The organism is Cytophagaceae bacterium, assembly GCA_016722655.1.
GTDB lineage: Bacteria > Bacteroidota > Bacteroidia > Cytophagales > Spirosomataceae > Leadbetterella.
Genome location: JADKIR010000005.1, coordinates 771,671 through 796,908, shown reverse-complemented (window position 1 = coordinate 796,908; position 25,238 = coordinate 771,671). Strand labels below are relative to the sequence as shown.

At 36.5% G+C, this 25,238-nt stretch carries 21 protein-coding genes; 13 read left to right on the top strand and 8 right to left on the bottom strand.

Features of this window, described 5'->3' with window-relative positions:
• Positions 1-2: 2 nt before the first annotated feature.
• The 3 genes from pssA to IPP61_19260 form a co-directional block, all read right to left on the bottom strand.
• Positions 3-689: a CDP-diacylglycerol--serine O-phosphatidyltransferase gene (pssA, locus tag IPP61_19270; protein ID MBL0327270.1), complete on the bottom strand. Its 687-nt coding sequence runs from the start codon at positions 687-689 to the stop codon at positions 3-5.
• Between the two features lie 37 nt (positions 690-726).
• Positions 727-1,362, bottom strand: coding sequence for an MBL fold metallo-hydrolase (locus IPP61_19265; GenBank protein ID MBL0327269.1), 636 nt, complete (start codon positions 1,360-1,362; stop codon positions 727-729).
• Positions 1,363-1,449: 87 nt separating this feature from the next.
• Complete coding sequence (locus IPP61_19260; protein ID MBL0327268.1) at positions 1,450-5,160, bottom strand: hypothetical protein; 3,711 nt, start codon at positions 5,158-5,160, stop codon at positions 1,450-1,452.
• 127 nt (positions 5,161-5,287) lie between these two features.
• Here IPP61_19260 and IPP61_19255 point away from each other — a divergent pair, with 127 nt between their 5' ends.
• From IPP61_19255 to IPP61_19220, 8 genes are all read left to right on the top strand, one after another.
• Positions 5,288-5,794 (top strand): hypothetical protein, encoded by a 507-nt coding sequence (locus IPP61_19255; protein ID MBL0327267.1) that lies wholly within the window; start codon positions 5,288-5,290, stop codon positions 5,792-5,794.
• Between the two features lie 95 nt (positions 5,795-5,889).
• A complete protein-coding gene (locus IPP61_19250) occupies positions 5,890-6,210 on the top strand; it encodes a YtxH domain-containing protein (protein ID MBL0327266.1) in 321 nt (106 codons plus the stop codon).
• Between the two features lie 69 nt (positions 6,211-6,279).
• Positions 6,280-7,185 carry a dihydrodipicolinate synthase family protein gene (locus IPP61_19245; protein ID MBL0327265.1) on the top strand — a complete coding sequence of 302 codons (906 nt, stop codon included), beginning with the start codon at positions 6,280-6,282 and terminating at the stop codon, positions 7,183-7,185.
• Between the two features lie 7 nt (positions 7,186-7,192).
• The gene (locus IPP61_19240) at positions 7,193-8,194 is read left to right on the top strand and encodes a 4-hydroxyproline epimerase (protein ID MBL0327264.1); all 1,002 of its coding nucleotides are present in this window, start codon (positions 7,193-7,195) and stop codon (positions 8,192-8,194) included.
• A gap of 9 nt (positions 8,195-8,203) precedes the next feature.
• Positions 8,204-9,469, top strand: coding sequence for an FAD-dependent oxidoreductase (locus IPP61_19235; GenBank protein ID MBL0327263.1), 1,266 nt, complete (start codon positions 8,204-8,206; stop codon positions 9,467-9,469).
• Positions 9,470-9,518: 49 nt separating this feature from the next.
• Positions 9,519-11,321, top strand: coding sequence for an ATPase (locus IPP61_19230; protein ID MBL0327262.1), 1,803 nt, complete (start codon positions 9,519-9,521; stop codon positions 11,319-11,321).
• Positions 11,322-11,348: 27 nt separating this feature from the next.
• Entirely contained in the window at positions 11,349-12,044 is a 696-nt protein-coding gene (locus IPP61_19225; protein MBL0327261.1) for a TrkA family potassium uptake protein, read from the top strand.
• Between the two features lie 84 nt (positions 12,045-12,128).
• The gene (locus tag IPP61_19220) at positions 12,129-13,433 is read left to right on the top strand and encodes an OmpA family protein (protein MBL0327260.1); all 1,305 of its coding nucleotides are present in this window, start codon (positions 12,129-12,131) and stop codon (positions 13,431-13,433) included.
• A 39-nt stretch (positions 13,434-13,472) separates the two neighbouring features.
• On the opposite strand, the gene IPP61_19215 is transcribed toward IPP61_19220, so the two are convergent.
• A complete protein-coding gene (locus tag IPP61_19215) occupies positions 13,473-13,985 on the bottom strand; it encodes a hypothetical protein (GenBank protein ID MBL0327259.1) in 513 nt (170 codons plus the stop codon).
• A 130-nt stretch (positions 13,986-14,115) separates the two neighbouring features.
• Here IPP61_19215 and IPP61_19210 point away from each other — a divergent pair, with 130 nt between their 5' ends.
• Positions 14,116-14,964: a hypothetical protein gene (locus IPP61_19210; protein MBL0327258.1), complete on the top strand. Its 849-nt coding sequence runs from the start codon at positions 14,116-14,118 to the stop codon at positions 14,962-14,964.
• A complete protein-coding gene (locus IPP61_19205) occupies positions 14,961-16,976 on the top strand; it encodes a helix-hairpin-helix domain-containing protein (GenBank protein ID MBL0327257.1) in 2,016 nt (671 codons plus the stop codon). The genes IPP61_19210 and IPP61_19205 overlap by 4 nt, the downstream gene beginning before the upstream one ends.
• 5 nt (positions 16,977-16,981) lie before the next feature.
• Here IPP61_19205 and IPP61_19200 read toward each other — a convergent pair whose 3' ends face one another.
• Genes IPP61_19200 through IPP61_19190 form a run of 3 tightly spaced genes read right to left on the bottom strand, consistent with a single transcriptional unit; the run spans position 16,982 to position 19,623 of the window.
• Complete coding sequence (locus IPP61_19200) at positions 16,982-17,605, bottom strand: YceI family protein (protein MBL0327256.1); 624 nt, start codon at positions 17,603-17,605, stop codon at positions 16,982-16,984.
• Positions 17,606-17,650: 45 nt separating this feature from the next.
• Positions 17,651-18,982, bottom strand: a complete 1,332-nt coding sequence (locus IPP61_19195; protein ID MBL0327255.1) for a hypothetical protein — start codon at positions 18,980-18,982, stop codon at positions 17,651-17,653.
• 59 nt (positions 18,983-19,041) lie between these two features.
• Positions 19,042-19,623 carry a YceI family protein gene (locus IPP61_19190; protein MBL0327254.1) on the bottom strand — a complete coding sequence of 194 codons (582 nt, stop codon included), beginning with the start codon at positions 19,621-19,623 and terminating at the stop codon, positions 19,042-19,044.
• Between the two features lie 280 nt (positions 19,624-19,903).
• Between IPP61_19190 and IPP61_19185 the strand changes: the two genes are divergently transcribed.
• A complete protein-coding gene (locus IPP61_19185; GenBank protein MBL0327253.1) occupies positions 19,904-20,599 on the top strand; it encodes an SDR family oxidoreductase in 696 nt (231 codons plus the stop codon).
• 12 nt (positions 20,600-20,611) lie between these two features.
• On the opposite strand, the gene IPP61_19180 is transcribed toward IPP61_19185, so the two are convergent.
• The gene (locus IPP61_19180; protein MBL0327252.1) at positions 20,612-22,459 is read right to left on the bottom strand and encodes a gamma-glutamyltransferase; all 1,848 of its coding nucleotides are present in this window, start codon (positions 22,457-22,459) and stop codon (positions 20,612-20,614) included.
• 75 nt (positions 22,460-22,534) lie between these two features.
• Between IPP61_19180 and IPP61_19175 the strand changes: the two genes are divergently transcribed.
• Both IPP61_19175 and IPP61_19170 read left to right on the top strand, forming a co-directional pair.
• Complete coding sequence (locus IPP61_19175) at positions 22,535-22,921, top strand: VOC family protein (protein MBL0327251.1); 387 nt, start codon at positions 22,535-22,537, stop codon at positions 22,919-22,921.
• A gap of 48 nt (positions 22,922-22,969) precedes the next feature.
• A complete protein-coding gene (locus IPP61_19170) occupies positions 22,970-25,183 on the top strand; it encodes a carbohydrate binding family 9 domain-containing protein (GenBank protein MBL0327250.1) in 2,214 nt (737 codons plus the stop codon).
• The last annotated feature ends 55 nt before the right edge of the window (positions 25,184-25,238 follow it).

Genomic DNA, 25,238 nt, shown 5'->3' with positions numbered 1-25,238 from the left:
ATTTAAATTTTTGACTTAAAAATAAAAGAAATCAAAATATAAGCAAGAATAATTAGTGGAATAGCTGCAAGCTGAATAAAGCCAAGAATAATAATAGAGCCTGCAAGAAACAGGTATTTGATATTATTTTTTTTCCAGGAAAAATCTTTAAATTTTAAGGCAAAAAGAGGGATTTCTGCATTTAACAGAAAACTAAAAAGTAAAACATATCCTATTATAATCCACTGATTTTGAAGTAATTGTTGAGCAATTCCGGGTTCTGAAATCAAAAAAGGGAAAGTTGCTACAACCATCCCATTTGCTGGCGTGGGCAAACCGATAAAGCTGTCAGATTGTCTTTCGTCAATGTTAAATTTTGCCAGTCTTAATGCCGAAGCAGCTGCCAGAATAATCGGGAAATAAGTCAAATATGGATTAATGCCTGAGATATTTTTCATCAAAAAATACAAAATAAACGATGGTAAAACCCCAAACGTAACCATGTCGGCCAATGAATCCAATTGTTTTCCTATGTCAGAGCCCATGTTAAACATCCGTGCAACAAAACCATCTAAAAAGTCTAGAATTAAGGCAAGCAACATAAGTTTGGAGCCCATTTGCAGGTCACCATCAAATACAAAAATAATCCCCAGAATACCACAAGCCAGATTGCCTAAAGTTATAAGATTTGGGATGGTATATATTTTCATTAATTATTGAAATTCAGATATTTGCAAAATTAAAAATTTATTTCAAAAAAGGATTATATAGTTTTTCTTCACCAATATTGGTAGGCTGCATGTGACCCGCATACACCACGTAATCGCCAGGTAAAGTAAAGAATTTTGTTCGGATAGAATTTAATAAATCAGTATGACTGCAATACGGAAAATCAGTACGACCGATGCTACGGCTAAAAAGGCAATCTCCACCTATTATAAAGCGGTCTTTATGAGAAATAAATGCCACATGTCCGGGTGCATGACCTGGGACAAATACGATATCCAGGCTGGAATTTCCAAATTTGAAAGTATCACCCTCACTAAAATATTTATCGGCTTCAACAGGTTCATAGCCTTCAATACCCCAGGTTTTACATCTTAGTTCTACATCGTCAAGAATCACTTTTTCGTTTGGATGCATATACATTTCCACCCCAAAAGTACGCTTGACATAAGCTGCTCCAAACACGTGGTCAAGATGGGCATGAGTAAGAAGAAGTGCCTTTACAATGAGTTGATTTTCAGCAATAAAAGCCTTGAGTTTTTCCTTTTCTGATTGTGAAAGACAACCCGGATCAATAATGACAGCCTCTTTGGTTTCGTCAAAAAGCACGTAGGTGTTTTCGGAAAAAGGGGAAAATACAAAGGATTTGACTTCCATTCTTAATAATTAAATTCAATGCAAATATAATTAAGAATGTGGTAGGAATAAGAAAATTGAATAAGGAGACAATGACTTTTCCCTTATTTAGAAAATTGGAAGATCAATAAAGAAAGTAGTTCCCACGCCTTCTTCAGTTTCAAACCAAATATTACCTCCAGCATGTTCAATTCCTCTTTTGGCCATGGCGAGTCCAAGTCCAGAGCCACCTACTTTGGTACTGAAATTTGGAATAAATACTTTTTTCCTGATCTCTTCCGGAATACCACTACCATTGTCTTTTACTTCAATCATTCCGAAATTTTCCTCCTCGTTTTTATAAACTTTTACCTTGATTTCCGGCTGGCGGATTGGCGGTACTGACTGTATCCCGTTCAGAATCAGGTTGGTTATGACACGATTGACCAGCATTCTGTCGCCCAAGACAAACACTTCGGTTTCAGATGAATCGAAATCAATTTTGATATTGTTATTTTGAGAATATAAATCAGTTGTTTTTTGCACCGACGCAACCAATTCAAATCTTTCATTTCTTGGTACCGGCATTTTCGCAAATTCTGAGAACGAATTGGCGATTTCACTGATATTGTCAATCTGCTCATTCAATGAATTCAAGGCCCTTTGTATTCTGTCTCTTGATTTAGGATCATCCATCGGAAGGGTCCTTTGGAGTTGCTGAATTGAAAGTTTCATTGGCGTTAAAGGATTTTTAATCTCATGTGCAACCTGTTTGGCCATCTCACGCCATGCTGTTTGTTTTTCGCTTTGAGAAAGTGCCAACTTGCTCTCATTGAGCTTTTTAAGCATCTTATTGTAAGACTTGGTCATCAAACCAATCTCATCATTTGAGCCCCATTCTATTGATTCGTCGAGTTTGTCGAGGTTGGTTTTTTTGAGTTTTTGAGCTATAAGTTTGAGCGGTGCCGTAAGGTTTGAACTCGCAAAATACGATAGAACCAATAACAGCAAAAACATAAAGAGGAAAATGATAAGGATGGTCGCAACCACTTCTTTCACTTGCTGGTCAAGCATGGTTTTGGAATCAAAAAACGGAATTCCTACAACGCCCAGATTGTGATTGTTTCCACTTTTTATGCCCAGATATACTGTTTTATAGTTGAGCGTTCCCAATGCTTCGTCGCTTATGGTTTCGTTGGCTTTTTGTTCAACTATTTTGCTATACGCCACAGGATTGAGATACGTTGACAACAGATGATATTGATATACCAGTGGTCGGGTCGAAAATGTTAGTCTTCCGCCCTGATTATAAATATTGATATCAACCTTAGTATTTCGGGAAAGTTCATTGATTTCACCCTCAAAAAAACCTTTGCTCATCTTTCCACTCTGGTAGTTTTCGAGATGAAGTTTCACGGTACTCGCAATATTTTTGGTGTTATCAAGAAATGATTTTTCCTGTATTGTCACAAGTGTGGTTCTTACTACACTTAAAGTAAGAATAATCAGGATAATAAGTGGCAATAAAAAGGCACCGTTGAGGTAGAGTTGAATTTTTGTAGAAAAATTCATCGAAAAACTCTTGAAACCATTTAAAAAAGCAAACAAACTCAAAAGAATTGAGATGCCCATTATTGACATCAGGAATAAAAATGAGAAGTTTGAAAGGAGTTTTTTAATATTGGTATCTTGTTGCGAAACGATAATAATTCGGCCTTTGCTGCCTTTTATGGCCAAATGGGTAAATCCGTTTACACTTTGTTCTTCTTCAAAAATCTTTTGATTCTCAAGGTTTTTTAAAGGGAAATTCATCATGTAATTAAAACTTCCCGAATTAAAAATCATTCTTCCGGTATTGTCAAATATGCCGTAGCTATATTGTTTTGACTCTGGATTTTGCACATATTTTTTGTCGAGCAAAAGTTCTGGATATACACTATTGGTATTTTCATCTTTAAGTTTCAGATCCAGTACTACAGTTCCAACCGGCGTTTGTCCTGACAAAATCTGATTAAAATACACATATTCCTTGATGAAATTATTTCCCGTTTCATTTACAAAAAATAAGTCTTTGACATCAGTTTTGTAATTATCCTGTCGGTATTTTTGTTCGAAATCAGTCAAAGTCATGGCCGATTCATCAGGATTAAAATTATTTCCCGTGGCATCAAAAACCTTTACATCTACATCGTATTTGTCAAAATACATGTCAAGTTTTGAATCTTTGATTTGCTGACTTATACTCTCTGCGGTAAGATTTTGTCTGGAGAAAGTATTGATAATGCTGCTATCGTTTTTGATTAACTTACCAAACCTGTCGAGCAAGCCTTCGCCCAGTAAGTCGTTGTCGGCAAGGTATTTAAGGCCAAAATTTTTCTTATCCAGAAGGTTCTTTTTTGTTTCTTGTTTTTCGACTGCTACTATTGAAATCAAAGCAAAACAAAAAGCAGCAAGAATAAAATACAGGAGGGTTTGGAACCGTAAAGCATAGAAAAACCTCGAAAGTTTGAAAAAATAAACCGAGAGAAAAAATATGCCTGAAAATAGAAAATACACTGAGGAGTTTTGCCAGAAAAAGAAAATAAAGCTGCCGGCAATAAATCCGTAAAGCCAATGAAAAAAGCCAATGCGGGTATTGGATTGAATTTTTAGAAAAATGTTAATAGCGATGTGCGAAGCCAGAAAATAATTGCACAATAGCAAAAAGTAATAGGCAAAGCTTATTACTCTATATTTAGAAAATCCCAGATCGAGCGAATATCCCAGATTATACATCGAATTTTCATAAATACTTTCAATTTTATAACCCATAAAATGTCCCAGTGCCATGACTCCGATTACAAGTAAAACTGAAATCAGGCTTTTGATAAAAGGCCGGGTTTTTGAAAGGCTGGAAAAAAACTGACTTCTGTAAAAATAATAGGCTGCAAATGTTAAAAACACAAGCAAAAATGCCCCATTGATAACTGTATCTCCGAAAGTTGGAGATAACATATTGCCTTCATAGAATGTCGGATTGAGAAATTCTTTATTTACTACCGAAAAGGGTAGCCCTGTAACCAGCATGATAATTCTGGTAATAAACCCAAACACAAATAGCAACAATAATGCGGCCCCGAATTTATGTACCTGGGCTAATTCTCTTACTTTTCCAAAAATATATAAAGCGAAAAAAATAAGGGTTAAACCAAGAAAAATCAGTGTGTTTTTTGGTATTTCGGTATTTAAGGAATTGTCTTTTTGAGGTGCAGTAAAATAAAACAAATCTTCGCCCTCCACTGATTTGATATCGAGTGATTTTTGATAAGGGGTTTTCGAAATTTTCAGAGGAAAAGGCTGAAATAACTGGTCGTTATAACTCGACTGTAAATAATCGTTTTGATTTTGATAGTGACGGTACAGATATACAATCGAAACAATGCTGATATCATCATTTCCTAATTTAAAGTCATTTTTTAAAAATATACCTTTGTTTTGGTGAAATTCTATAAGTTCGGTGTTTTTTATGTTCTTTATGGTCTCATATTCAGGTATATAATTATTATTTGACCAATAAGAAATTTTGCCATTTTTATAAATGTAATAGGGAAATAGGGTAGCGATTTTTATTTGTTGGAAAGACTTTGGATTGGTGGCGTTGTATTGTTCTTTTATTTGATTTGATTCTATTTGGGCATTATTAATTTCAAGGCTAATCTTTTTTTGCAGTTTTCGCTGGTAAAAAAAATCTGATCCCGTATAATTATTTTTATCAACCACTAAATAATAAATCACACCGGCTACAAGAGTGATTACTCCCAGCCATAAAAAAACTTTGTTTTTAAGAAGTGATTTAAACATTAATACCTGTTGCTATATTTTTTTAAAATTTACCTAAAATCATGCCAAATAAGAATAAAACCATGTTTTTGGGGATTAATTTGGCTTTAAGAAACCAACCGCATAATTTTGAACAAAAAACTAACGGATGTTAAATGAATTATTGATAATAGGCATACCTGCGATTTTGGTACTAACTGTTCTTTTTCTGATCTATAACTATTTCCTTAACCGTCATTTTAATTTTGCAAAAATCAAAAGCACCCAGGAAATCGCCCTACCACTACGCTTACAAGCCTATGAACGTATGGCTTTATTTTTGGAACGTATCAAGCCTGAAAACCTTTTGACAAGGCTGCCACTTGACCAAATTAGTCTTTCAGACCTCCAAAGTCATATTGTTGGTGATATCCGAAACGAACTGCACCATAATGCGGCTCAACAAATTTATGTGGCTGATGATACCTGGAAACTCATAGAAATTACTGCAAACAGCACTATCAGCGATTTGCATTCTATTTTGCAACAATTGCCAAAAGGAAATTCTGCCAAAGAGGGCTCATTGCATATTTTAAAAACCCAGGATTTGCCTTGCAAAAAATTGATTAGTAGTGCTTTAGATAAACTTAGGGAAGATATGAATACCTATTTTTAAGTAGAATATTCTTCAGACATTAAAATAATATTAATACATAATTCTTGGGTATCAATCTTTAATATTTTACCTTTAAACATAAAATCAACAATAAAATGGGAGTAACATCTAAACATCTGGCTACCTTTATTTTAGGGGCCGCTGCGGGTATTGCATTAAACAAATATCTTCAGACTGAAGAAGGCGAAAAACTGATGGAAACCTTGAAAACCAAGGGAAATGAACTAAAAGACGAAGCGGAATCTGCCATTGAAAAAGCTCCTGAATACTTTGAAGACCTGAAAACCGGAGCCAGTGAAAAAATGAATGAGGTCATGCAAAGTTTAAAAGAGAAATATCCTGAGGCAGAAAAAATGATTTCTGATTTGTTTTCAGGACTTATCAAACCCAAAAGCCCGGATACACCGGCAGTTTAATTTTTTAAATTATTTAAAGTTTTTATTATCAGGTATTTATTAATGGCCTGATGTTTTATTTTTTTGAATATGACTCCAACATGGGAAGGCGTTTACCCCGCCGTAACAACCAATTTTTTTCAGGATCAAAGCATCGATTTTGAAACTTTTAAATTTAATATCGAAAAACAAATAGAGGCAGGAGTTCATGGAATCATCATTTGTGGTTCTTTGGGCGAAAACGGCACTTTGTCATTTGACGAAAAATTAAGTCTGCTTCAGGAAGCAAAAAGTACTATTGCGGGCAGGGTACCATTAATTATGACTATTGCCGAAAGTGTAACTTCTGAAGCAAAAAAGCTTGCCAAATACTCTTCAGAGTTGGGTGCTGAAGGCTTCATGATGCTCCCTCCCATGCGTTATCATGCCGACGACCGTGAGATTTTACATTATATGCATTCTGTAGCTGATACCACCGACCTTACCGTAATGGCTTACAATAATCCGGTAGCATACAAAAACTTTATCTCAATTCCGATGTTTCATGAATTGGCTCAAAATCAACATTTTGTGGCCATGAAGGAGTCAACCGGTGACATCAGGAATCTTACGGATATCAAGAATTCTTTGGGCGATAGATTTAAGATTTTCAGTGGTGTGGACGACCTCGCTCTCGAGAGCCTTATGATGGGTGCCGACGGTTGGGTAGCTGGTTTGGTTTGTGGATTTCCACGCGAAACGGTCGTGATTTATGAATTGGTTAAGCAGGGGAAGTTTGCAGAAGCACTGGAAATTTATCGTTGGTTTTTCCCTCTTCTACATCTTGATATTGGAAATAAATTTGTTCAAAATATTAAGTTGGCAGAAGTAGCCACAGGTTTAGGAACTGAATGGGTTCGTGAACCACGCCTGCCTCTTGCCGGACAGGAAAGGCAGACAATTTTGGATATTATTGAAAAAGCATTGGCAAAAAGGCCAGTTTTACCTCAATTGTAACATGCCTATTAATCAGGATTTTCATTGTTATGATGCCCATACTTGCGGTAATCCGGTAAGATTGGTTGCCAAAGGTGGACCTCAATTAACCGGAGAAAGTATGTCTGAAAAAAGGCTTCATTTTCTTAGGGAATTTGACTGGGTGAGAAAAGGTCTTATGTTTGAACCTCGCGGCCATGATATGATGTCAGGAAGTATCTTGTACCCTCCGTCTGATCCCAAAAATGATGTTGGTGTTCTGTTTATCGAAACCAGCGGCTGTCTGCCTATGTGTGGTCACGGTACTATTGGAACTATAACCATTGGTATTGAAAAAGGCTTGATTTTGCCTAAAACTCCAGGAAAAGTATTGATGGAAGCACCTGCCGGCTTGGTGAAAATTGAATATCAAAGCGAGAAAGGGAAGGTTAAATCGGTGAAATTGACCAACGTGGCATCTTTTTTATACAAAGAAAATATCAAAGTAGAATTTAGCGGACTGGGTCAGTTAACTGTTGACGTAAGTTATGGTGGAAATTTTTATGCCATTGTTGACCCCCAACCCAACTTTCCGGGACTGGATAACTATACCGCCGAGCAATTGGTGGCCTGGGCCAGAGAAATCAGGGCAAAAATTAACGAAGAGCACCAATTCGTTCATCCCGAAGATGCAAATATCAACGGTTTATCTCATGTGATGTGGACCGGCAAACCGCTTGATGTGGACTCCAGTGCCAGAAATGCAGTTTTTTACGGTGATAAGGCCATTGACCGCTCACCTTGCGGCACGGGTACTTCGGCAAGGATGGCCCAATGGGCAGCCAAAGGAAAGCTTAAAGCAGGTGATAAGTTTATTCATGAAAGCATAATCGGAAGTAAATTTATCGGTACGGTGGAGGCCAAAACCAAAGTTGGAGATTTTGAAGCGATCATTCCGGGTGTAGAAGGTTGGGCAAGAATTTATGGTGAAAATTTTATAAATATCAATGAAACCGACGACCCCTATGCGTTTGGATTTCAAGTCATATAATTTCAGAAAATGAAAACAGAAAAACCCACCGTCATTATTGGTGGAGGAATAATCGGACTTTTCACAGCATATTATCTATTAAAATCAGGTAGAAAGGTAGTCATATTTGATGCTACCGATGGTTCAGATGGCTGTTCTTATGGAAATGCCGGAATGGTGGTGCCCAGCCATTTTGTGCCACTTGCCTCACCGGGAATCATCGAAAAAGGTCTAAAATGGCTTCTGGACAGTGAAAGTCCTTTTTATATTCAACCTAAAATCTCGATGAGTCTTTTAAGATGGGGTTTGAATTTTTATAAAGCGGCTTCAGAAAAAAACATGCTCAAATCTGTTCCATTTTTAAAGGAAATAAGTCTTTTATCAAAATCAGAATATCAGAAAATTGAAGATTCCGATGATTTTAAAACCGGACTGATACAGAAGGGTTTAATCATGTATTGTAAAACCGAAAAAGGCCTGGAAGAAGAAATAGAAACCGCCGAATGGGCCAATAAAATTGGAATTAATGCCGAAGTCCTGAATTTGAATGAAATAAAAATCAAAGAACCCCATTTAAATCCTGAAGTTGCCGGGGGAGTTTTTTTTCCGGGCGACGCACATCTTAATCCGGGAATTTTGATTAAAAATCTTAAAGAATATTTAGTAAATAATGGGGTAATATTTCACCATAAAACAACAATTGATAATTTTGAAATCTCAGGAGATACTGTTTCCATGATTAAATTTTCTGGAAAAACTCAGGAAATTCAGGACCTGGTTCTGGCCACAGGTTCATGGTCTGAGAATTTGGCAAAAAAATTAAAAATATATTTGCCCGTTCAGGCGGGAAAAGGATATAGTATTAGTCTGAAGTCTGAAGAAAAAAACCAAATGCGGTATCCTTCGATTCTTACAGAAGCCAGAGTTGCTATGACTCCCATGATGCCGGATATTTTGAGAATTGGCGGCACGATGGAAATCGGAGGAATAAATCATGAAAAAAATATGAACAGGGTAAAAGGCATTGTAAAGTCAATACCCGTTTATTTCAATGATTTTCCATTGCAAATGCCTCAAAAAGAGGATGTTTGGGTGGGTTTGAGGCCATGCTCACCTGATGGATTACCTTATATTGGTGGCTCAAAAAAAATCCGGAATCTCTATTTTAATACGGCTCATGCCATGATGGGTGTAAGTCTTGCACCTGGTTCAGGCAAATTACTGGCAGAAATTATGAACAAACACATTGTAAATATGGATGTTAGTGGTTTTGAAACAGAAAGATTTGCATATTGAAAAACCTTTCATACTTTTGTCAGTTAATTTAATGAAATAAGGAAAAACTTTGAACCTAAAAGATAAATGGGTTGACTATGAGGATACTTTGTCGCTCCTCGAAGACAAAATAGTCAAAAGGCTGAATCGTATTATTTTTCTTACACTTCTCTCTGGATTTTTACTAATTATCTACCAGATTGGATTTCCCAAAGAAAATTATATTACCTCATCTGTAAATAATGTATTAAGGCAGATTCCCAGGGTTTTGATGCTTCTGTTTTTGGTAAAATGGGTTTTTAAATTGCTGGCCAGCAGGTTTAAAGTCATTTTTCAGCGTAAACATATCACAGATTTTATCATATTCTCCAGCTTATTCTTATTTAATTTTTTAAAAGGCCTCAACGACATATTTTCAAGTGAGTATTTTCTTTATATTCTCATCACAACCTTCTTTTTGTTGAGATTGATGGTGGTTTCTGCGGAAGTCAAAAATTCACTCATGAGTCCTTCCATTCTTTTCACCATAAGTTTTAGTGCTTTAATATTCTGGGGCACTGCCATGCTTCTTATTCCTTCAGCTACACATGGAAACCTTAGTCTTATAGATTCTCTTTTTACTTCAACTAGTGCCGTTTGTGTTACCGGCCTGGCTACGGTCGATGTTTCGAGTAAATTTACCAATCTGGGACATGATATTATTCTGGCATTGATTCAGGTGGGTGGACTTGGCCTAATGACATTTACCAACTTTTTTGCGGTGTTGTTTCGGGGAGGTATGTCACTTCGTAATCATTTGATTTTGAGTAATATTATTGAAACAGATCAACCAAATTCTCTCTTTAGCATCCTGAAAAAAATACTGTTTTATACATTTGCGGTCGAAATTGCCGGAGCAATTTTAATTTACTTTTTTACTAATTCCAATCTTCCCGGTGGTTCATTTTCCGATTGGTACTTTTCTTTTTTTCATGCTATATCAGCCTTTTGTAACGCTGGCTTTTCGACGATTCCTGACGGACTTTTTAACAAAAATATCAGATATAGTTATAATTTTCAATTAGTTATCTCTTTTTTAATTATCATGGGAGGTATAGGTTTTCCTGTGGTTATAGACATGTACCAGACCTCCAAAGCGTATTTAAAGGGTTTTGTGAGATATTTCTTTTTTAATGAAAGAATAAGTTTTCAGGCCAGAAATCTGGGGGTCCATAGCAAATTGGTTTTGACCAGTACATTTATATTATTGGTTTCAGGAACTTTGATTTATTACTTTTTAGAATTTAATAATGTGCTCAGAGAACACCCAACTTTCTATGGAAAATGGGTCCAGTCTTTTTTTGGCTCTGTAACTCCCCGTACAGCCGGTTTTAATACTGTTGATATGGGTAAATTGATGCAGGGAACCATTTTGGTTTATATACTTTTGATGTGGATTGGTGCAGCACCAAGCTCAACAGGAGGTGGTATAAAAGTAACTACATTTACCCTTGCAGTTACGAATGTAATTGCTTTGGCTCGTGGAAAAGACCGTATTGAACTATTTAAAAGAGAAATATCAAACAGCTCGGTATTAAGGGCTTTTGTCGTAATTTTTCTCTCACTTTTGATATTAGGTGTCGCTATTTTTATGGTGAGTATATTTGATCCTCAAATCCCATTGCACAAAGTGGCTTTTGAATGTTTTTCGGCTTATGGTACTGTGGGTTTATCTCTCAATCTTACTCCACAGCTGTCTGATGGCAGCAAACTGGTGTTAATTGTTAGTATGTTTTTGGGCAGGGTAGGTTTGTTTACGATGTTATTTGGTGTGTTTAAAAAAGTAGATTGTGAAAATTATCGCTATCCAAAAGACAGCGTACAAGTTTTGTAAGAAAAAGAATTATTATTTTTTAAAAAAATGAGATATATAGTTGTTGGATTAGGAAATTTTGGCTCAACATTGGCTATGCGATTGACCAGTATGGGTCATGAGGTTTTTGGTGTTGATAGCCGTTTTGATGTGGTGGATCAATATAAAGATAAGATCACTCATACCATTAGTATTGATTCTACCAAAGCAAAATCATACAATTCGTTGCCAATCAAAGATATAGATGTTGTAATTATCGCGATAGGCGAGGATGTAGGTGCTTCTATTATCACCACGGCATTGATGAAACAGCATAATGCCAAACAAATTATCGGTCGTTCCATAAACCCGGTTCACAGAACAGTTTTAGAGTCTATTGGCATTGAAACCATTTTTAATCCGGAAGAAATTGCGGCGGAAATGTTTGCCAAGCAGCTGGAAATGAGAGGAGTGGTTGAATCATTTGACCTTGCCGACAATTGCAGTATCATCGAAATCGAAGTGCCGGAACGATATTTGGGTCGGCAGATTTCTAGTATAAATTTTGATCAGAAATACGACCTGAAATTAATCGCCATCAAGCGATTTGAAGAAAAGAAGAATTTCCTGGGAATGAAAAGCAATAAATCTGTGGTTGATATTCACGTTGACGAAAACCATATTCTTTCTGAACAGGATATTTTGGTGATGATGGGCGAGCTCAAAAACTTTGAGAATATGCTTGGCAAAGACCTCAGAGATTAATATCTGGTCTTTAACACTTATTAACTTTTTTCATAAACTAAACGTACTTCGGGAGCGTTTTTACCTTAAAAATACAGGTAAACTATGCGTAAAATACTTTTATTTTTATTCATTGTATCATACTTTGGGGCTTTTGCACAAATTACCCAAAACCCTAAAATCAAGAAAAAATCTACTAAAGATGTAAGCATCACAAAGGTGGAAATTACGCCTGAACACACCATTGTGTCCATGGAATTTGTGGCTAAAACTCAGAAAGAAACACTTAAGGAGTATTTTGAGAATAATCCAAAACAAAAAAGGGAGCTTGAAAATATTAATCCCATGGAGCGTCAGATGATCCTAATGCAGATGATGCAAAGTATTGGCGGTGCAACCATAAGTTTTCAAAAAACTTCTTTTATCAAGACCTCGGATGGTAAAAAATATAAGTTTTTAAAAGTCACCGGAATACCCGCTTCGCCCGATAGAATTGATGCCCAACCAGGCAAAAAATATAGTTTTAAAGTATATTTTGAAAAATTAAGCCCTGGATATGAGTTAATTGATCTGATTGAAAGCAATGCAGATAAACAGGAGCAAATGACCTATTGGAATTTTCACGGAATTACAATTAAAAATCCGGGTGAAAAAAATAACAAAACCATAGTCCCTGAAAAAGAAATTGCTAAAACTGATGATGAAGAAAATCAGGAAGATGTGGTCGAAGAAAGTCAGGATTTCAGGTTGTATGGTAAGGTTTTGGATGCCAATTCTGGTAAACCAATTTCTGCAAAAATAATTTGTTTGGATCCTGAAAATAACAACAAAGTAGATTCACTTTTAACTTCAAAATCAGGCAATTATGAGTTTTTTGTACCCAATAAAGAATTGGTATATGTTGTGACTTCAGAAGGTTTTGAAGGCCAGGAAGATAGTTTTGATCCCAAAGTATTTTTTAATAAAGGTAGTTTTCAGAGAGACATTTATCTTGAACCCCTCAAAAAAGAGGAACTAACAGAAACTAAAACTGAAATACCTGTGGGTGAAAAACTTGATAGTGCAGCGACTGGATTTAAGTTGGATAAAGTTTATTTCAACCTTGGCGATGCCACCGTGTTGCCGGAAAGTTACGATCAACTTAATCAACTAGCCGATTATCTGAAAAACAACCCAAAATTAAAAATACAGATTGAAGGTCATACAGATAACCGTGGCGATGCAGATGCCAATAAGAAGCTCTCCCTCGATAGAGCCTATAAAGTCAGAGAATATTTGGTAAATAAAGGAATACCCGGAGAAAGAATCAAATTTAAAGGCTATGGCGATACCCGACCGGTTGTGACCAACGACAAAGAAGAAAACCGGAGATTAAACCGCAGAGTAGAATACAAAATCCTTGAAGATTAATCTTCAAGGATTTTTTTTATCATATTAATTATTAATTTTTTAGCTCTTAAATTGGTGGTCTGTTTCTTTAAAAAGGATATTGAAGGTAGTCATACTGCCATAGCATCTTGATATGTACTGTTGAATATCCACTTTTTCTTCATCACTTATCATTGACGCATTAACTTTTTGCTCCAAAACCCGTAGTTTATCCCGCATCATCACGATTTTGTGAAAGAAGGTCTCAACGGGTATTTCTTTTGAAGCCAAACCCGTCTTCCCGGGTTCCAATATCATTTTTCCGCCTTTCCATCGGTCGCCAAGGGGAACAATTTCAGTAGCATCCATCCAATTTTGCAAAATTTTGGTCAGAGATCTTTCCACATCAAAAAGGCTGACCATATCGGCGTCAGGTGTCACAGACTCGATTATTTCAAAAGGTGCATTAAACTTAATTTTTCGAGTTCCTTCATCAATAAACGTTACTTCGTAGCCATCTGATTTGATGTTTAATACTACTCCGGCACCATAATTTTCGTGTTTTATCCTTGAGCCTATTCCCAGCAGTTCCATTTTTATGAGTTTATGTTTTCTATTAAAAATCAAAACTTGTGCCAATACATAAAAAAGATATTAAAGACAGATTAATTGAGAATTTCAAAAATATAAACAACTGAATTTCTGATTTTTGTGCTCATTTTTTTTGGAAATAATTTTTTTAAACTTATTTTTAAAAAAAATATTAATCCTGAAACACCTGATTGCCACAATATTACTTTTAAATGTATTCCATACATCTTCAGCTCAATATACTTCTCTTGGAGCCGAAAACTATGCGATGGCCAATAGCTTAGTCGCATTCCCTAACCGGACTTCAATTTATAATAACCCCGCCGGGATGTCTTTTTTTAAGGAAACTAGCTTGGGTTTAAGCTATTTTAGGGTTTTGCCGATCGAGGGCTTTAATACCTTGGGGGCATGGGCCACGACTCACAAAAAAGGATTTTCTTTTGGTTTTTCAGCCGATAGTTTTGGAGATCAATTCTATAAGGAAAGCAGAGCAGGCCTGGCTATTAGCAAAAAACTTGACAAAGTTTCGATGGGCTTGAAGTTCTCAATATTAAACAATAAAATCGAAGAGGTATCATCAAAACAAACCTTTCTTGGTGAATTTGGTATTATTGTGACTCCGCATCGTTTTTTCAATCTCGGGCTTCATGTAGTCAATTTTACCCGGGCATCACTATATTCCAGTCAAGATTTGCCAACAATAGTTTCTACCGGGGCGATTCTAAATCTTTCCAAAAGTGCCAGGTTTTCGATACAGCTTGATTATCCGTTAAACCGCAAACCCGAATTACGTACTGGCCTTCAATACGCCGTAAGACCTAATCTCAAATTGATGACTGGCATTAATCCGGTTCAAAAAACCGTTCATTTCGGGCTGGGAGGAGTTTTTGATAATAAATCGTTTGATTATGCAGTTGCCACGATTCCATCCGTAGGGTTGAGCCATCATTTTTCTTTACATTATAAAATTAGAGGAAAATGAAAAAAACAATTTGGGTATTTTTTCTTGTGGCAATGGTTATTAAAATCTCTTATGCTCAGGTTTTAATGAAACAGGAAATTGACTTAAATAATTTTATCCAAAATCTGACTCCGGTTCAAACCGAAGATATCAATTATGAAGATTTATATGAAAACCTTTTTACATTATACCAAAATCCCATTGACATTAACCGGGCTGACGCCGCTGAACTGAGGAGTCTGTTTTTGTTAAGTGAATCTAAAATTAATGCAATAATTAGTCACAGGCTAAAATATGGTGCATTTTTGAGTATTTATGAACTCCAGGCGGTTGATGGCATTTCTATTGAAGATATAAGGCTTATTTTACCTTTTATTACGATTAAAAATATTTGGGGGAGTACAAATCTCAAAAATTTTGCTTCAAAATCAACGGAACATTACCTCCTACTTAGAGCTGATCAGATTTTGGAGCCTTCGAGGGGCTATCGGGAAGATAAGTATTTGGGAAGCAGACAAAGGTATTACACCCGTTACAGAATGGCACACGCCAGAGATTATAGCATGGGTTTTGTAAGTGAAAAAGACGCAGGAGAAAAGAAGTTTTTTGATTTTGCAAATTTCCATATTCAGGTTCAAAACAAAGCTTTTTTGAAAAATATTGTTCTGGGAGACTACCTGGTTCAGTTTGGTCAGGGAATGATTTTTTCGGCAGGATTTGCCCCTGGAAAAGGTAGTGAGCCCGTTTATACAACCCGAAGGGGCAATTTGGGAATAAAACCATTTAATTCTGTTTTAGAAAATGGGAGTTTGCGTGGCATAGCAAATACTTTAAAATTTAAAAATCTGGAGATTACGTCAATGTATGGAAGAAATAGGAGGGATGCCTCAGTTACTGAAATGGAAGATGATCAGGATACTTATTTCAGTTCAATTCTAAGCTCTGGTTTTCATCGTACCGAAAGCGAAATTGCAAACAAAGACCAGATAATAGAAAATAATTATGGAGGAAATATCCTTTACAGACTTCCGCATCTGCATTTGGGCTTTTCGGTCTTGCATACTGCTTTTAATCAGGATTTTAAGAAGCGGGAACAATTGTATAATTTTTATGAATTTACCGGAAAAAACAATACAGTTTTAGGTCCCAATTTCTCAATTTCATGGCAAAATTTCAACTTTTTCGGGGAAGCAGCAAGGTCTTCTTCAGGCGGTATGGGTTATATTTTGGGTTCAGTTGGGTCTTTGGGTCCGAAGGTTGAATGGGCTCTTAACCTGCGAAATTATGCTCCCGATTTTCATTCGTTTTATGGTTCAGCTTTTTCGGAAGGCACAAGAAGCATCAATGAGAGGGGAATTTATAATGGTTTAAAATATACGATTAAAAAAGGCCTGGAAGTCTCGGGTTTTTATGATAGATTCAGATTTCCATGGTTGAAATATCAGGTTAATGCTCCCTCGGTTGGGCATGATTACCAGATCAGGCTTTCGCATCGACCCAACAAGATTTTTAATCAGTATATAGCTTGGCACCACGAAGAGAAGCAAAAAAATATTTCTTCAGATGAATTGACCGCCAGAGAGTTGCAAAATACTTTTAGAGATAATATTGTTTATGGTGCCGAATATTTTTGGAATAAAACGATAAAATTTCAATCCAAAATCCAGCGAAATTCATTTATAAAATCGGGAATATCTGATTCAGAAGGTTATGTGATTATTCAGGATGTCGAGGCTAGTATTAAACGGCTTCAATTTAAGGGCCGGATGGCTTATTTCAATACGGATGATTATGATTCCAGAATATATGCTTATGAAAATGACGTACTTTATGCGGTTTCTTTTCCTGCGTATTATGGAAAAGGAATGCGTTATTATGCTATTTTAAGAGTACCCGTTAACCGACACCTGCAAACCTGGATCCGATGGTCAAATACCACTTTGAAAAAAGGAGAAATAATTGGAAGCGGGAATGATCAGTTGCCCGGTAACAAGAAAAATGAGATAAAGATCCAACTGAAATACAGCTTCTAAAACTGTCAATTTAATTTTACTATCAATTCAAAATTAATATCAACTTTATCGTCTATTTTAATCAGTCTGATCGGGCTTTTGGGCGTTATACCGTATTCACTCATTGATATTTTTTTGGTTGATTTTAGTTTGAAGGCATTTTGACCTACTTTCGAAATTTTCACATCTAAAACCTGTGCCATAGCTTTTCCCGCAATTGTGATAATTGTAACAGCGGTGTAGTCATAAGCTTTATTTTGCTCAAATTCCTTAATACTTGACTTAGGAATGGCATTAATGATTTCAACTTTTATTTGTGGATGGGTTTCGGCTTTTAGTGATGTGTAAAGGTCTTTATTCATTAGGCGGTTATTACAATCCAAAGCGGTAGTTCTGATATTTAATTGTGCATTTTGAAAATCTACATGCTTGCTGTATTTATTAAAATCAGCAGTAAGACTAGCCTTTGAAAATTTATCTTTACATCCACATCTAAAATCGGTAATATTGGTTGAACCTTCCAGAGAAAGCACACTCCGATCGTCAATTTGGTAGTTGAGAGTAACAGGCTTTTCAACAAAAAGTAAAAGATAAGATATTAAAATGCTAAAAATCATGATTCCAATATTTGCAAATAAACAGAGCCTCATTACCTGAGACTCTGTTATTTAGTTTTGTTTTATATAAAGCTTAACTTAGAATCCTACGATTGCTTCTATTACTACACCATTGAATTTACCTCCATTAAGGATATTTCCAGTTGGGTAATCAGTGTATTGTTGTTTAACATATTCACCTTTAAGAAGCACGTTGTCAGTTACAAACCATCCACCGGCAAAAGCTACTCTGTCAATTTTTTGTTTGTCAGCTTTTGTAGCAATCATTTGACCATTAACAACATTATATCTTAGTCCAAGAAATACATTTTCTTTTTGTCCTATTCTGTAAATCAAGTCAGTTGCAATTTGATTAGCACTTCTTTTATCAAGTTTTGCAACTTTTTCAGCATTTGTACCACCTTTTGCGTTTTCAAATGTACCAAAGAATTCAAATCCCTGAACTTTTGCAAACAAATTTAATTGAAGAGCAGTAATTTGATTGGTATAACCTGGGTTTACTCTGCCAGAAAATGCATTGGCTGTAGCAGTTGCTGTTTCAGGTTCAAGAACCATCCAATAATTACTACCTGTACGGTCGCCACCATAAAGTGTGCTTCTTCCGCTGTTTTGGTTGGCATAGAACGAACCGGCAACTCTTACTCTTGTTTTTTCAGAAATTGATTTATCATAAGCTAATTTACCATATACTGAAGGTCCTCTTTTTGCAGTTTCAGTAGTACTACCCGGCATCAAAGGTTTTTGTACACCACCATTGATCAAACCATTTGATAATGCTATCATACCTATCACATCATTTTTCTTAACATATACTTCGGCACCAATTTCTGTTGCAAATGCATCCATGATATAGTTTTCAATAAATGGATTGTAAAGAGCATGTCCACCGTCAGTTCTTCTAAAGTGTTGATCACCATAGTTAATTTCCATGTGACCGGCTTTGATAGTCATCACACTACTCAATTTATCCCATATAGCACCTTTGAAAGGTATTTTATCCATTTGAAGGTATCCACCTTTTACCCATGATTCATTGTGGTGTTTGGCAGAAAGGTAAGTAGTTAAATTCAATGCAATACCTTCGGCTAATTGAACGTCAGTATAAAGGTTGGCTTGAGCAACGTTGAAACCTGGAGCTAATCTTGGATATAATTTAACAGCTCCTGCTGCTGGTTGACCTGCATTTTCGTGACTTAAACTCTGAAACTGTTGGGTAAAACCGGCACCGATTCTAACTTTCAAACCTTCAAATTTAGTATCTGTTTCTTTTTTTGTTTCAAACTGGTTTATTCCAGATTTGTCGTACGCACGAAGATTATTAATAGTTGGTTGTTGAGCTAGGGTTACCACTGGCAATGAGAATAAAGCAACTACGGCCATTTTTCCCATTAAGGTATTAAAAGATTTCATAATAGTATAATTTAAAAATTATTGGTTACTGATTAATTAAATATATGATTTTGATTAAATTACTTTTTTAGAACAACATCGAATGCGATGTTAACTTTATCTTCTACTTTGAGGGTTCCAGCCACAAATGAAGGAGGTTTGATACCGAAATTGGTCATCAGGATTACTTCGCTACCTTTAACCTGAATGTCTCCGTTGGCCAAAGTCGTAACTTTCAAAACAAGGTCAGTTGGTTTAGTTACTCCGGCGATGGTAAGCTTCCCATTTACTTTAATAGTTCCTTCTTTTCCATTAAGGTCAGAAGAAAGGGTATTTGTATATTCATAGCTGATGTTAGGAAATTGTTCAGCTTTCAAAGTTTTGTGAGTCCTTTCATCCATCAAGTCTGAGTCATTGTGACTTTTGATCGACTTGGTTTCTATTTTAACGACTGCTGAATTTATTTTTGTAAGATTACCATCATTAAGACCAAAATCTCCGCTAAAAGCTACCTTGGTAACATTTGAAGACCATTTATGCATTGTTGAATTTCCACTTAAAGAAATTTTTGCCGATTTGGCACTGAGCTTGGTTTGGGCGAAGGCTACATTTCCTAAGACAAAGGAAGACAATAGCACTAACGTAATAAGTTTAAGTTTCATTTTTAATATATGATTTTGATGCACAAATATGGTATGATAAAAAAAATGGGAAATGACAAGACTTTGTGTTTTAATAGATGTTTCTCATTTAGTTGTGTGACGATAGTCACAAAATCATTTTTAAGTGTATGAATAACAGTTATTTGTGTCACTTAAAAATACTTAGTATTAATATCTTATGTATTTACATTATTATACAAAAAATATAAATGTAGGTAGTTATAATGTATTAAGTTCCAAACAATTCAATTATTAGTATAGTTATTTGAAAAAAAAGTAAATGCATAATAATTATTTGATAATTGGAGGAAGTTCGGGAATTGGGAAAGCGACCTCTGAAATTTTATCGTCGGGAAATCATCAGGTTTTTGCCAGCTATTTTAAGAAAAATCCTGAGGTCAGCGGAGTGAAATATTTTTATCTGAATGTTTTGGATACAGACTATGATTGGGCCTCGCTTCCTGAAATTGTTCATGGCCTGGTTTATTGCCCGGGAAGTATAAACCTTAAACCATTTTCGAGAATAAGCCCGGAAGATTTTATAAATGACTACAACTTTCAGGTTTTGGGTTTTATCAAAATTTTTAAAGCAATTTTACCCAGACTAAAAATGGCCACTCAATCATCAGTAGTTGTTTTCTCAACCGTGGCAGTTCAACAGGGTTTTCCATTCCATTCTTTGGTAAGTAGCTCAAAAGGAGCAATTGAAGGTCTTGTAAAGGCACTGGCTGCCGAATTTGCACCGCAAATCAGAATTAATGCCATTGCCCCTTCTTTAACCAATACTCCTTTGGCTGGAAATATTTTGAATACACCAGAAAAAATTCAGGCTAATGATGCACGCCACCCGATGAAAAGAATAGGCCAACCCACCGACATAGCTGAAATGGTTGCTTTTCTTCTTTCAGATAAGTCTTCCTGGATTACCGGACAGATTTTTCACGTGGATGGGGGAATTTCCAGCATTAAAAACTAAATAATTCAGGATTTACCACCCAATCCCGTAATCTTCCCCATGATTACTGCTGCCACCCCAAAAACTATTATGCTTCCAATCAAAGTAAATGGCATTGATTGGGCCACTGGTACGAGATTGAAAATCAATTTTATAGCCCATGTTTTTCAGGTTATTGACAGTCCATTCCGGCATTTGGGTGTTTAGCGTTAGGGCACCGGGTTTTTTCTCATGCTTTCCGAAAGATGAAAACATTTGATAAGTTTTGAAACTGGCTGCTTCAGTGGCTTCCTGAACAGTCATTCCAAACTCAACCACATTCAGGAAAAATTGCAACAACAACTGATCTTGTTCGTCGCCGGCTTGTTTTGCAAATGCCAAAAATGGCTTACCGTCTTTCATAGCCAGACTGGGAGTAAGGGTAACCCTTGGCCTTTTGCCGGGTTCTACCACATTAAATGGATTTTCTTTAGCATCCAAAACAAAAGATTGCATCCTTTGGCTGAGGCCTACTCCCGTGTTTCCGGCAATACATGCCGGTACCCAGCCACCGCTAGGGGTAAATGAGCACACCCAGCCTTCTTCATCAGTGGCCACCACTGAGGTAGTACCTGGGGTAAACTCTTCCAGAAACTTATCAGGATTGCCTTGGGTATTTATTTTTCCGAGTTTTTGCCAATCATTTAGTAAATCCAGGAAAGGATTGGTTTTGTTTTCAAAAGGGTAGGGGTCGCCGGGTGCAGCTTTGGGATCGTTTTTCTCCCAATTGATAAGTTTGATTCTCTCTTTGGCATATTCTTTTGAAAGTAAGCCTTTTATAGGTTCTGACGGTGGAAAATATGGGTCTCCATAGTAAAAATCACGGTCAGCAAAGGCCAGATTCATAGTTTGGTAAAGTGTATGAACATATTTTGTAGAATTGTAGCCCATGCCTTTCAAATCAAAGTTTTCGAGCATATTGAGTGTTTGCAAAAACGCCGGCCCCTGGGTCCATTGCTGCAGTTTATACACATCAATACCTTTATAATTGGTACTTAATGGCTCTTCAATGAAAACTTTCCAGTTGGCCAGATCTTGTTTGGTGATCAAGCCACCCTGTTCCTGTGTTCCTCTGGCGATTTCTTCGGCAATGTCACCTTTGTAAAATCGATCATAAGCAGCGTAAATGGCTTCTTTCCGGCTTTTTCCTTTTTTTAGTCCTTCCTGTTCTGTCTGAACCAGTTTATTTAAAGTATTCCAAAGGTCTTTTTGAACAAATATCTCACCGGCTTCAGGGGCTTCTCTTTTTTCTCCCAAATGAGGTAAAAATACTTTTTTAGAATAAGGCCATTGCTTGATCTGGTCTTTTCCTCTTTCGATGGAATTGGCCGTTTGAGCCTCAATCGGGTATCCTTCAGCCATTTGCATTGCCGGAGCCAAAACTTCTTTAAGGCTCAAAGTACCATATTCTGCTAAAATCGTCATCAAACCACCTGCTGTGCCGGGGGTAACCGCTGCCAGCGGACCATATTCCGGTGGGTATTGGTAGCCTTTACTTTTATAAAAATCTGCGGTAGCCCCAGTTGGAGCCACTCCAAGGGCATTGATAGCAATTACTTTTTTACTTTTTGGATTATAAATCAATGCCTGCGTTTCACCTCCCCAGCTAAGTACATCCCACATAGTACATGTGGCCGCAAGCATGGCACATGAAGCATCTACGGCATTACCTCCTTTTGAAAAAATCATTGAACCGGCAGCAGCGGCTAGTGGCTTTCCTGTAATGCCCATCCAATGCTTACCATGCAGGGGCGGTTTTTGGGTTTGGACAGGAAAATTATTGAATGACTGTGCCGTGACAAGGTTTGAAATTGCAAAAAATAGGAAGAGGTATTTTTTCATCTTTTGATAGTTTTCTAAAATAGTTTGGGATGAAAATAACTATAAATTTCTATTTTTAACAAAAAAAAGTATCAAATGCCAAAAATTACCCATATAGCAATCTATTGCTTAGACCTTGAGAAAATGAGAATGTTTTATGAGAAATATTTTGGTGCAAAATCCAATGAAAAATATATAAATGTCACCAAAGGTTTTGAGTCTTATTTTCTTTCACTTGAAGATGGCTGTGCTTTGGAAATTATGACCAAATTAAGTGTAAAAGATTCACCCGGAAAAGAAGAAATGCTAGGCTTGACGCATTTGGCAATAAGTGTTGGAAGTAAAGCAAAAGTAGATGAACTTACTATTTTGTTAGAACAGGAAGGATTTTCAGTAATTGGTCAGCCGCGGACCACCGGCGATGGATTTTATGAAAGTGTAGTTTTGGACCCGGAAAATAATAGATTGGAAATTACCGTCTGAATCCTATTTTTCCTATTTTTGTAGTTAAACCCTATTAAATACTTTTAAATGCTTCATCGTTTTTGGATACCCTTTCTATTGGTATCTCATGTAGTTTTTGCCCAGGATGCAGAAGTTTTCAAACCTTCGGTTGAAAAAGTAAAAATTCAGGCCACTGAAATATCCGGTCATATCAAAATTGATGGAAAATTGGATGAACATTTTTGGAAAAATGCCTCTCCCTTTTCTGATTTTCGGGAAATAGATCCTCATCAGGGCAAAATACCTGACCACCTCACCGAAGCCAGGGTTTTGTATAATAAACATTTTTTGTATTTCGGAATATTTAATAAAGATTCTCTTGGAAAAAAATCCATAAGAGTAATTGACTTCAAACGAGATTTCAACCCCCGCACTTCAGATTTTCTTGGCCTGGCGTTTGACGGCTTCAAAGACCACAGAAATGCTATGGTATTTACTACCAATCCTTATGGCGTTCAGCGAGACTTTCTGGCTTTTGACGACAGCTACATAGATTTGGATTGGGATGGTCTTTGGAAAATCAGAACTTCCAGAACTGACTCCGGATGGTACGCTGAATACGCCATTCCCTGGAAAACCTTAAGATACTCAAAGTCAATAGATTCAACTCAAACCTGGGGTTTTAATATCAATCGCATGAGAAGAATGACATTTGAAAATTATGCCATGTCGCTCTATCCCAGGTCATACTCCGTTTTGAGAATGGATTATGCGGGTCAACTTACAGGTCTTAAACCTCCACCGCCATCTACCAATATCAGAATTCAACCCTATGTATTAAGTTCTTTTGATTTTTATGAAAATGTAAAAAATAAAAAACCTGAAGATTATGGACTTAAGTTTGGGGGAGAATTAAAATGGGCTATTACCCCAAATTCGGTTTTAGATTTAACGGCAAACACTGATTTCGCACAAGCCGATGCTGACAGGCAGGTAAATAATGTTACCCGATTTTCCGTGTTTTTCCCTGAAAGACGACAGTTTTTTCTCGAAAATTCATCCTTATTTGGCGTAAGTGTGGCTCAGGCAAGTGATATGTCGGGTGGCTCGATGCGGATACAGCCATTTTTCAGTCGTACAATTGGACTTGATGCCACAGGAAATCCAATACCGATTGATGTCGGTGGGAGATTTGTCCATCGTTCACTCAAAAACAATTTCGGCGGGATGCTGATTAAGCAAAGGGACAATGAAAAAATGCCATCCACTATTTTTGGAGTAGCACGGTATTCGAGGAATTTCGGGAAGCAAAATCGGGTAGGGGGAATTTTTACGGCAAAAAATAACTTACTCAATACCAATTTGATAGGTACGATAGATGGTTTTTTCAGACTTACTGAAACCCACTCATTAAACTGGATGTTATCGGGCTCGAAGGATACCAAACTTAATATGTCAGGTGTAGCGGGTGCGGCACAGTATTTTTTTACCAATAATCAGTGGAAAATATGGTCAACACATACCATCGTTACCAAAAACTACAATCCTGAGATGGGTTTTGTATCAAGAAACGATGTGATTGGTACCACACCGGGTATTTTTTGGTATAATCGTGGAAACTGGATTCCTTTCAAAAAACTGTTGCGATCGTATGAGCCAAGTTTATTGGTAGAAGTTTATCATCAGGCAAGTACACTTAAGTTGACAGAAAGTAATGTGGGGATTAGTCCATTATGGTTCATGTTACAAAATGGAGGATTTTTCGGACATATTTTTACCCCATTCTACCAAAATCTTACCACTGGATTCTCACCGCTAGGTGTAGCAATAGCTGCTGGTAAATATAGTTACAACCGCCATACTTTTTATTATAGTACAGACGGCTCAAAAAAACTAAGCTTTGTCTGGAACGGCGATTACGGTAAGTATTTCGATGGCAAACTGCAGACATCAGATTTCAGGCTAAACTTTGCTCCTTTGCCTCATGTAGCTCTCAATGTGCGGTTTAACAGAAACAAATTCATTGAAGTAGGAGAAGAAAAGACCTCAAAAAATGTTGATTTATGGACTCTGGAAAGTCGTCTGGCTCTTAATCCAAGACTGCAGTTAATTGGTTTTTATCAGAGAAATATTGATCAAAATGCCAATAATGTAAACCTTCGTCTCGCATGGGAATACCAACCCTTGTCTTACATTTATCTTGTACTTAATAAACGTGAATTTGTATCAGATTTGCGACCAGATCAAAGAGCCCGTGAAGATCACGCCATTGCAAAAATTAGTTACCTGAAACAATTTTAAAGATTATTGACTTACTCTTTTTACAAATAATTGAGTATTTTCATTTTCAATTTCT

What these genes read in the sequence shown, in the direction of transcription:
- IPP61_19200 (MBL0327256.1), bottom strand. Translation starts at nt 17,605, where the DNA reads ATGAGGCTCTGTTTATTTGCAAATATTGGAATCATGATTTTTAGCATT.
- IPP61_19170 (MBL0327250.1), top strand. Translation starts at nt 22,970, where the DNA reads ATGCTTCATCGTTTTTGGATACCCTTTCTATTGGTATCTCATGTAGTT.
- IPP61_19255 (MBL0327267.1), top strand. Translation starts at nt 5,288, where the DNA reads ATGTTAAATGAATTATTGATAATAGGCATACCTGCGATTTTGGTACTA.
- IPP61_19190 (MBL0327254.1), bottom strand. Translation starts at nt 19,623, where the DNA reads ATGAAACTTAAACTTATTACGTTAGTGCTATTGTCTTCCTTTGTCTTA.
- IPP61_19185 (MBL0327253.1), top strand. Translation starts at nt 19,904, where the DNA reads ATGCATAATAATTATTTGATAATTGGAGGAAGTTCGGGAATTGGGAAA.
- IPP61_19225 (MBL0327261.1), top strand. Translation starts at nt 11,349, where the DNA reads ATGAGATATATAGTTGTTGGATTAGGAAATTTTGGCTCAACATTGGCT.
- IPP61_19265 (MBL0327269.1), bottom strand. Translation starts at nt 1,362, where the DNA reads ATGGAAGTCAAATCCTTTGTATTTTCCCCTTTTTCCGAAAACACCTAC.
- IPP61_19250 (MBL0327266.1), top strand. Translation starts at nt 5,890, where the DNA reads ATGGGAGTAACATCTAAACATCTGGCTACCTTTATTTTAGGGGCCGCT.
- IPP61_19260 (MBL0327268.1), bottom strand. Translation starts at nt 5,160, where the DNA reads ATGTTTAAATCACTTCTTAAAAACAAAGTTTTTTTATGGCTGGGAGTA.
- pssA (MBL0327270.1), bottom strand. Translation starts at nt 689, where the DNA reads ATGAAAATATATACCATCCCAAATCTTATAACTTTAGGCAATCTGGCT.
- IPP61_19195 (MBL0327255.1), bottom strand. Translation starts at nt 18,982, where the DNA reads ATGAAATCTTTTAATACCTTAATGGGAAAAATGGCCGTAGTTGCTTTA.
- IPP61_19235 (MBL0327263.1), top strand. Translation starts at nt 8,204, where the DNA reads ATGAAAACAGAAAAACCCACCGTCATTATTGGTGGAGGAATAATCGGA.
- IPP61_19215 (MBL0327259.1), bottom strand. Translation starts at nt 13,985, where the DNA reads ATGGAACTGCTGGGAATAGGCTCAAGGATAAAACACGAAAATTATGGT.
- IPP61_19245 (MBL0327265.1), top strand. Translation starts at nt 6,280, where the DNA reads ATGACTCCAACATGGGAAGGCGTTTACCCCGCCGTAACAACCAATTTT.
- IPP61_19205 (MBL0327257.1), top strand. Translation starts at nt 14,961, where the DNA reads ATGAAAAAAACAATTTGGGTATTTTTTCTTGTGGCAATGGTTATTAAA.
- IPP61_19180 (MBL0327252.1), bottom strand. Translation starts at nt 22,459, where the DNA reads ATGAAAAAATACCTCTTCCTATTTTTTGCAATTTCAAACCTTGTCACG.
- IPP61_19175 (MBL0327251.1), top strand. Translation starts at nt 22,535, where the DNA reads ATGCCAAAAATTACCCATATAGCAATCTATTGCTTAGACCTTGAGAAA.
- IPP61_19220 (MBL0327260.1), top strand. Translation starts at nt 12,129, where the DNA reads ATGCGTAAAATACTTTTATTTTTATTCATTGTATCATACTTTGGGGCT.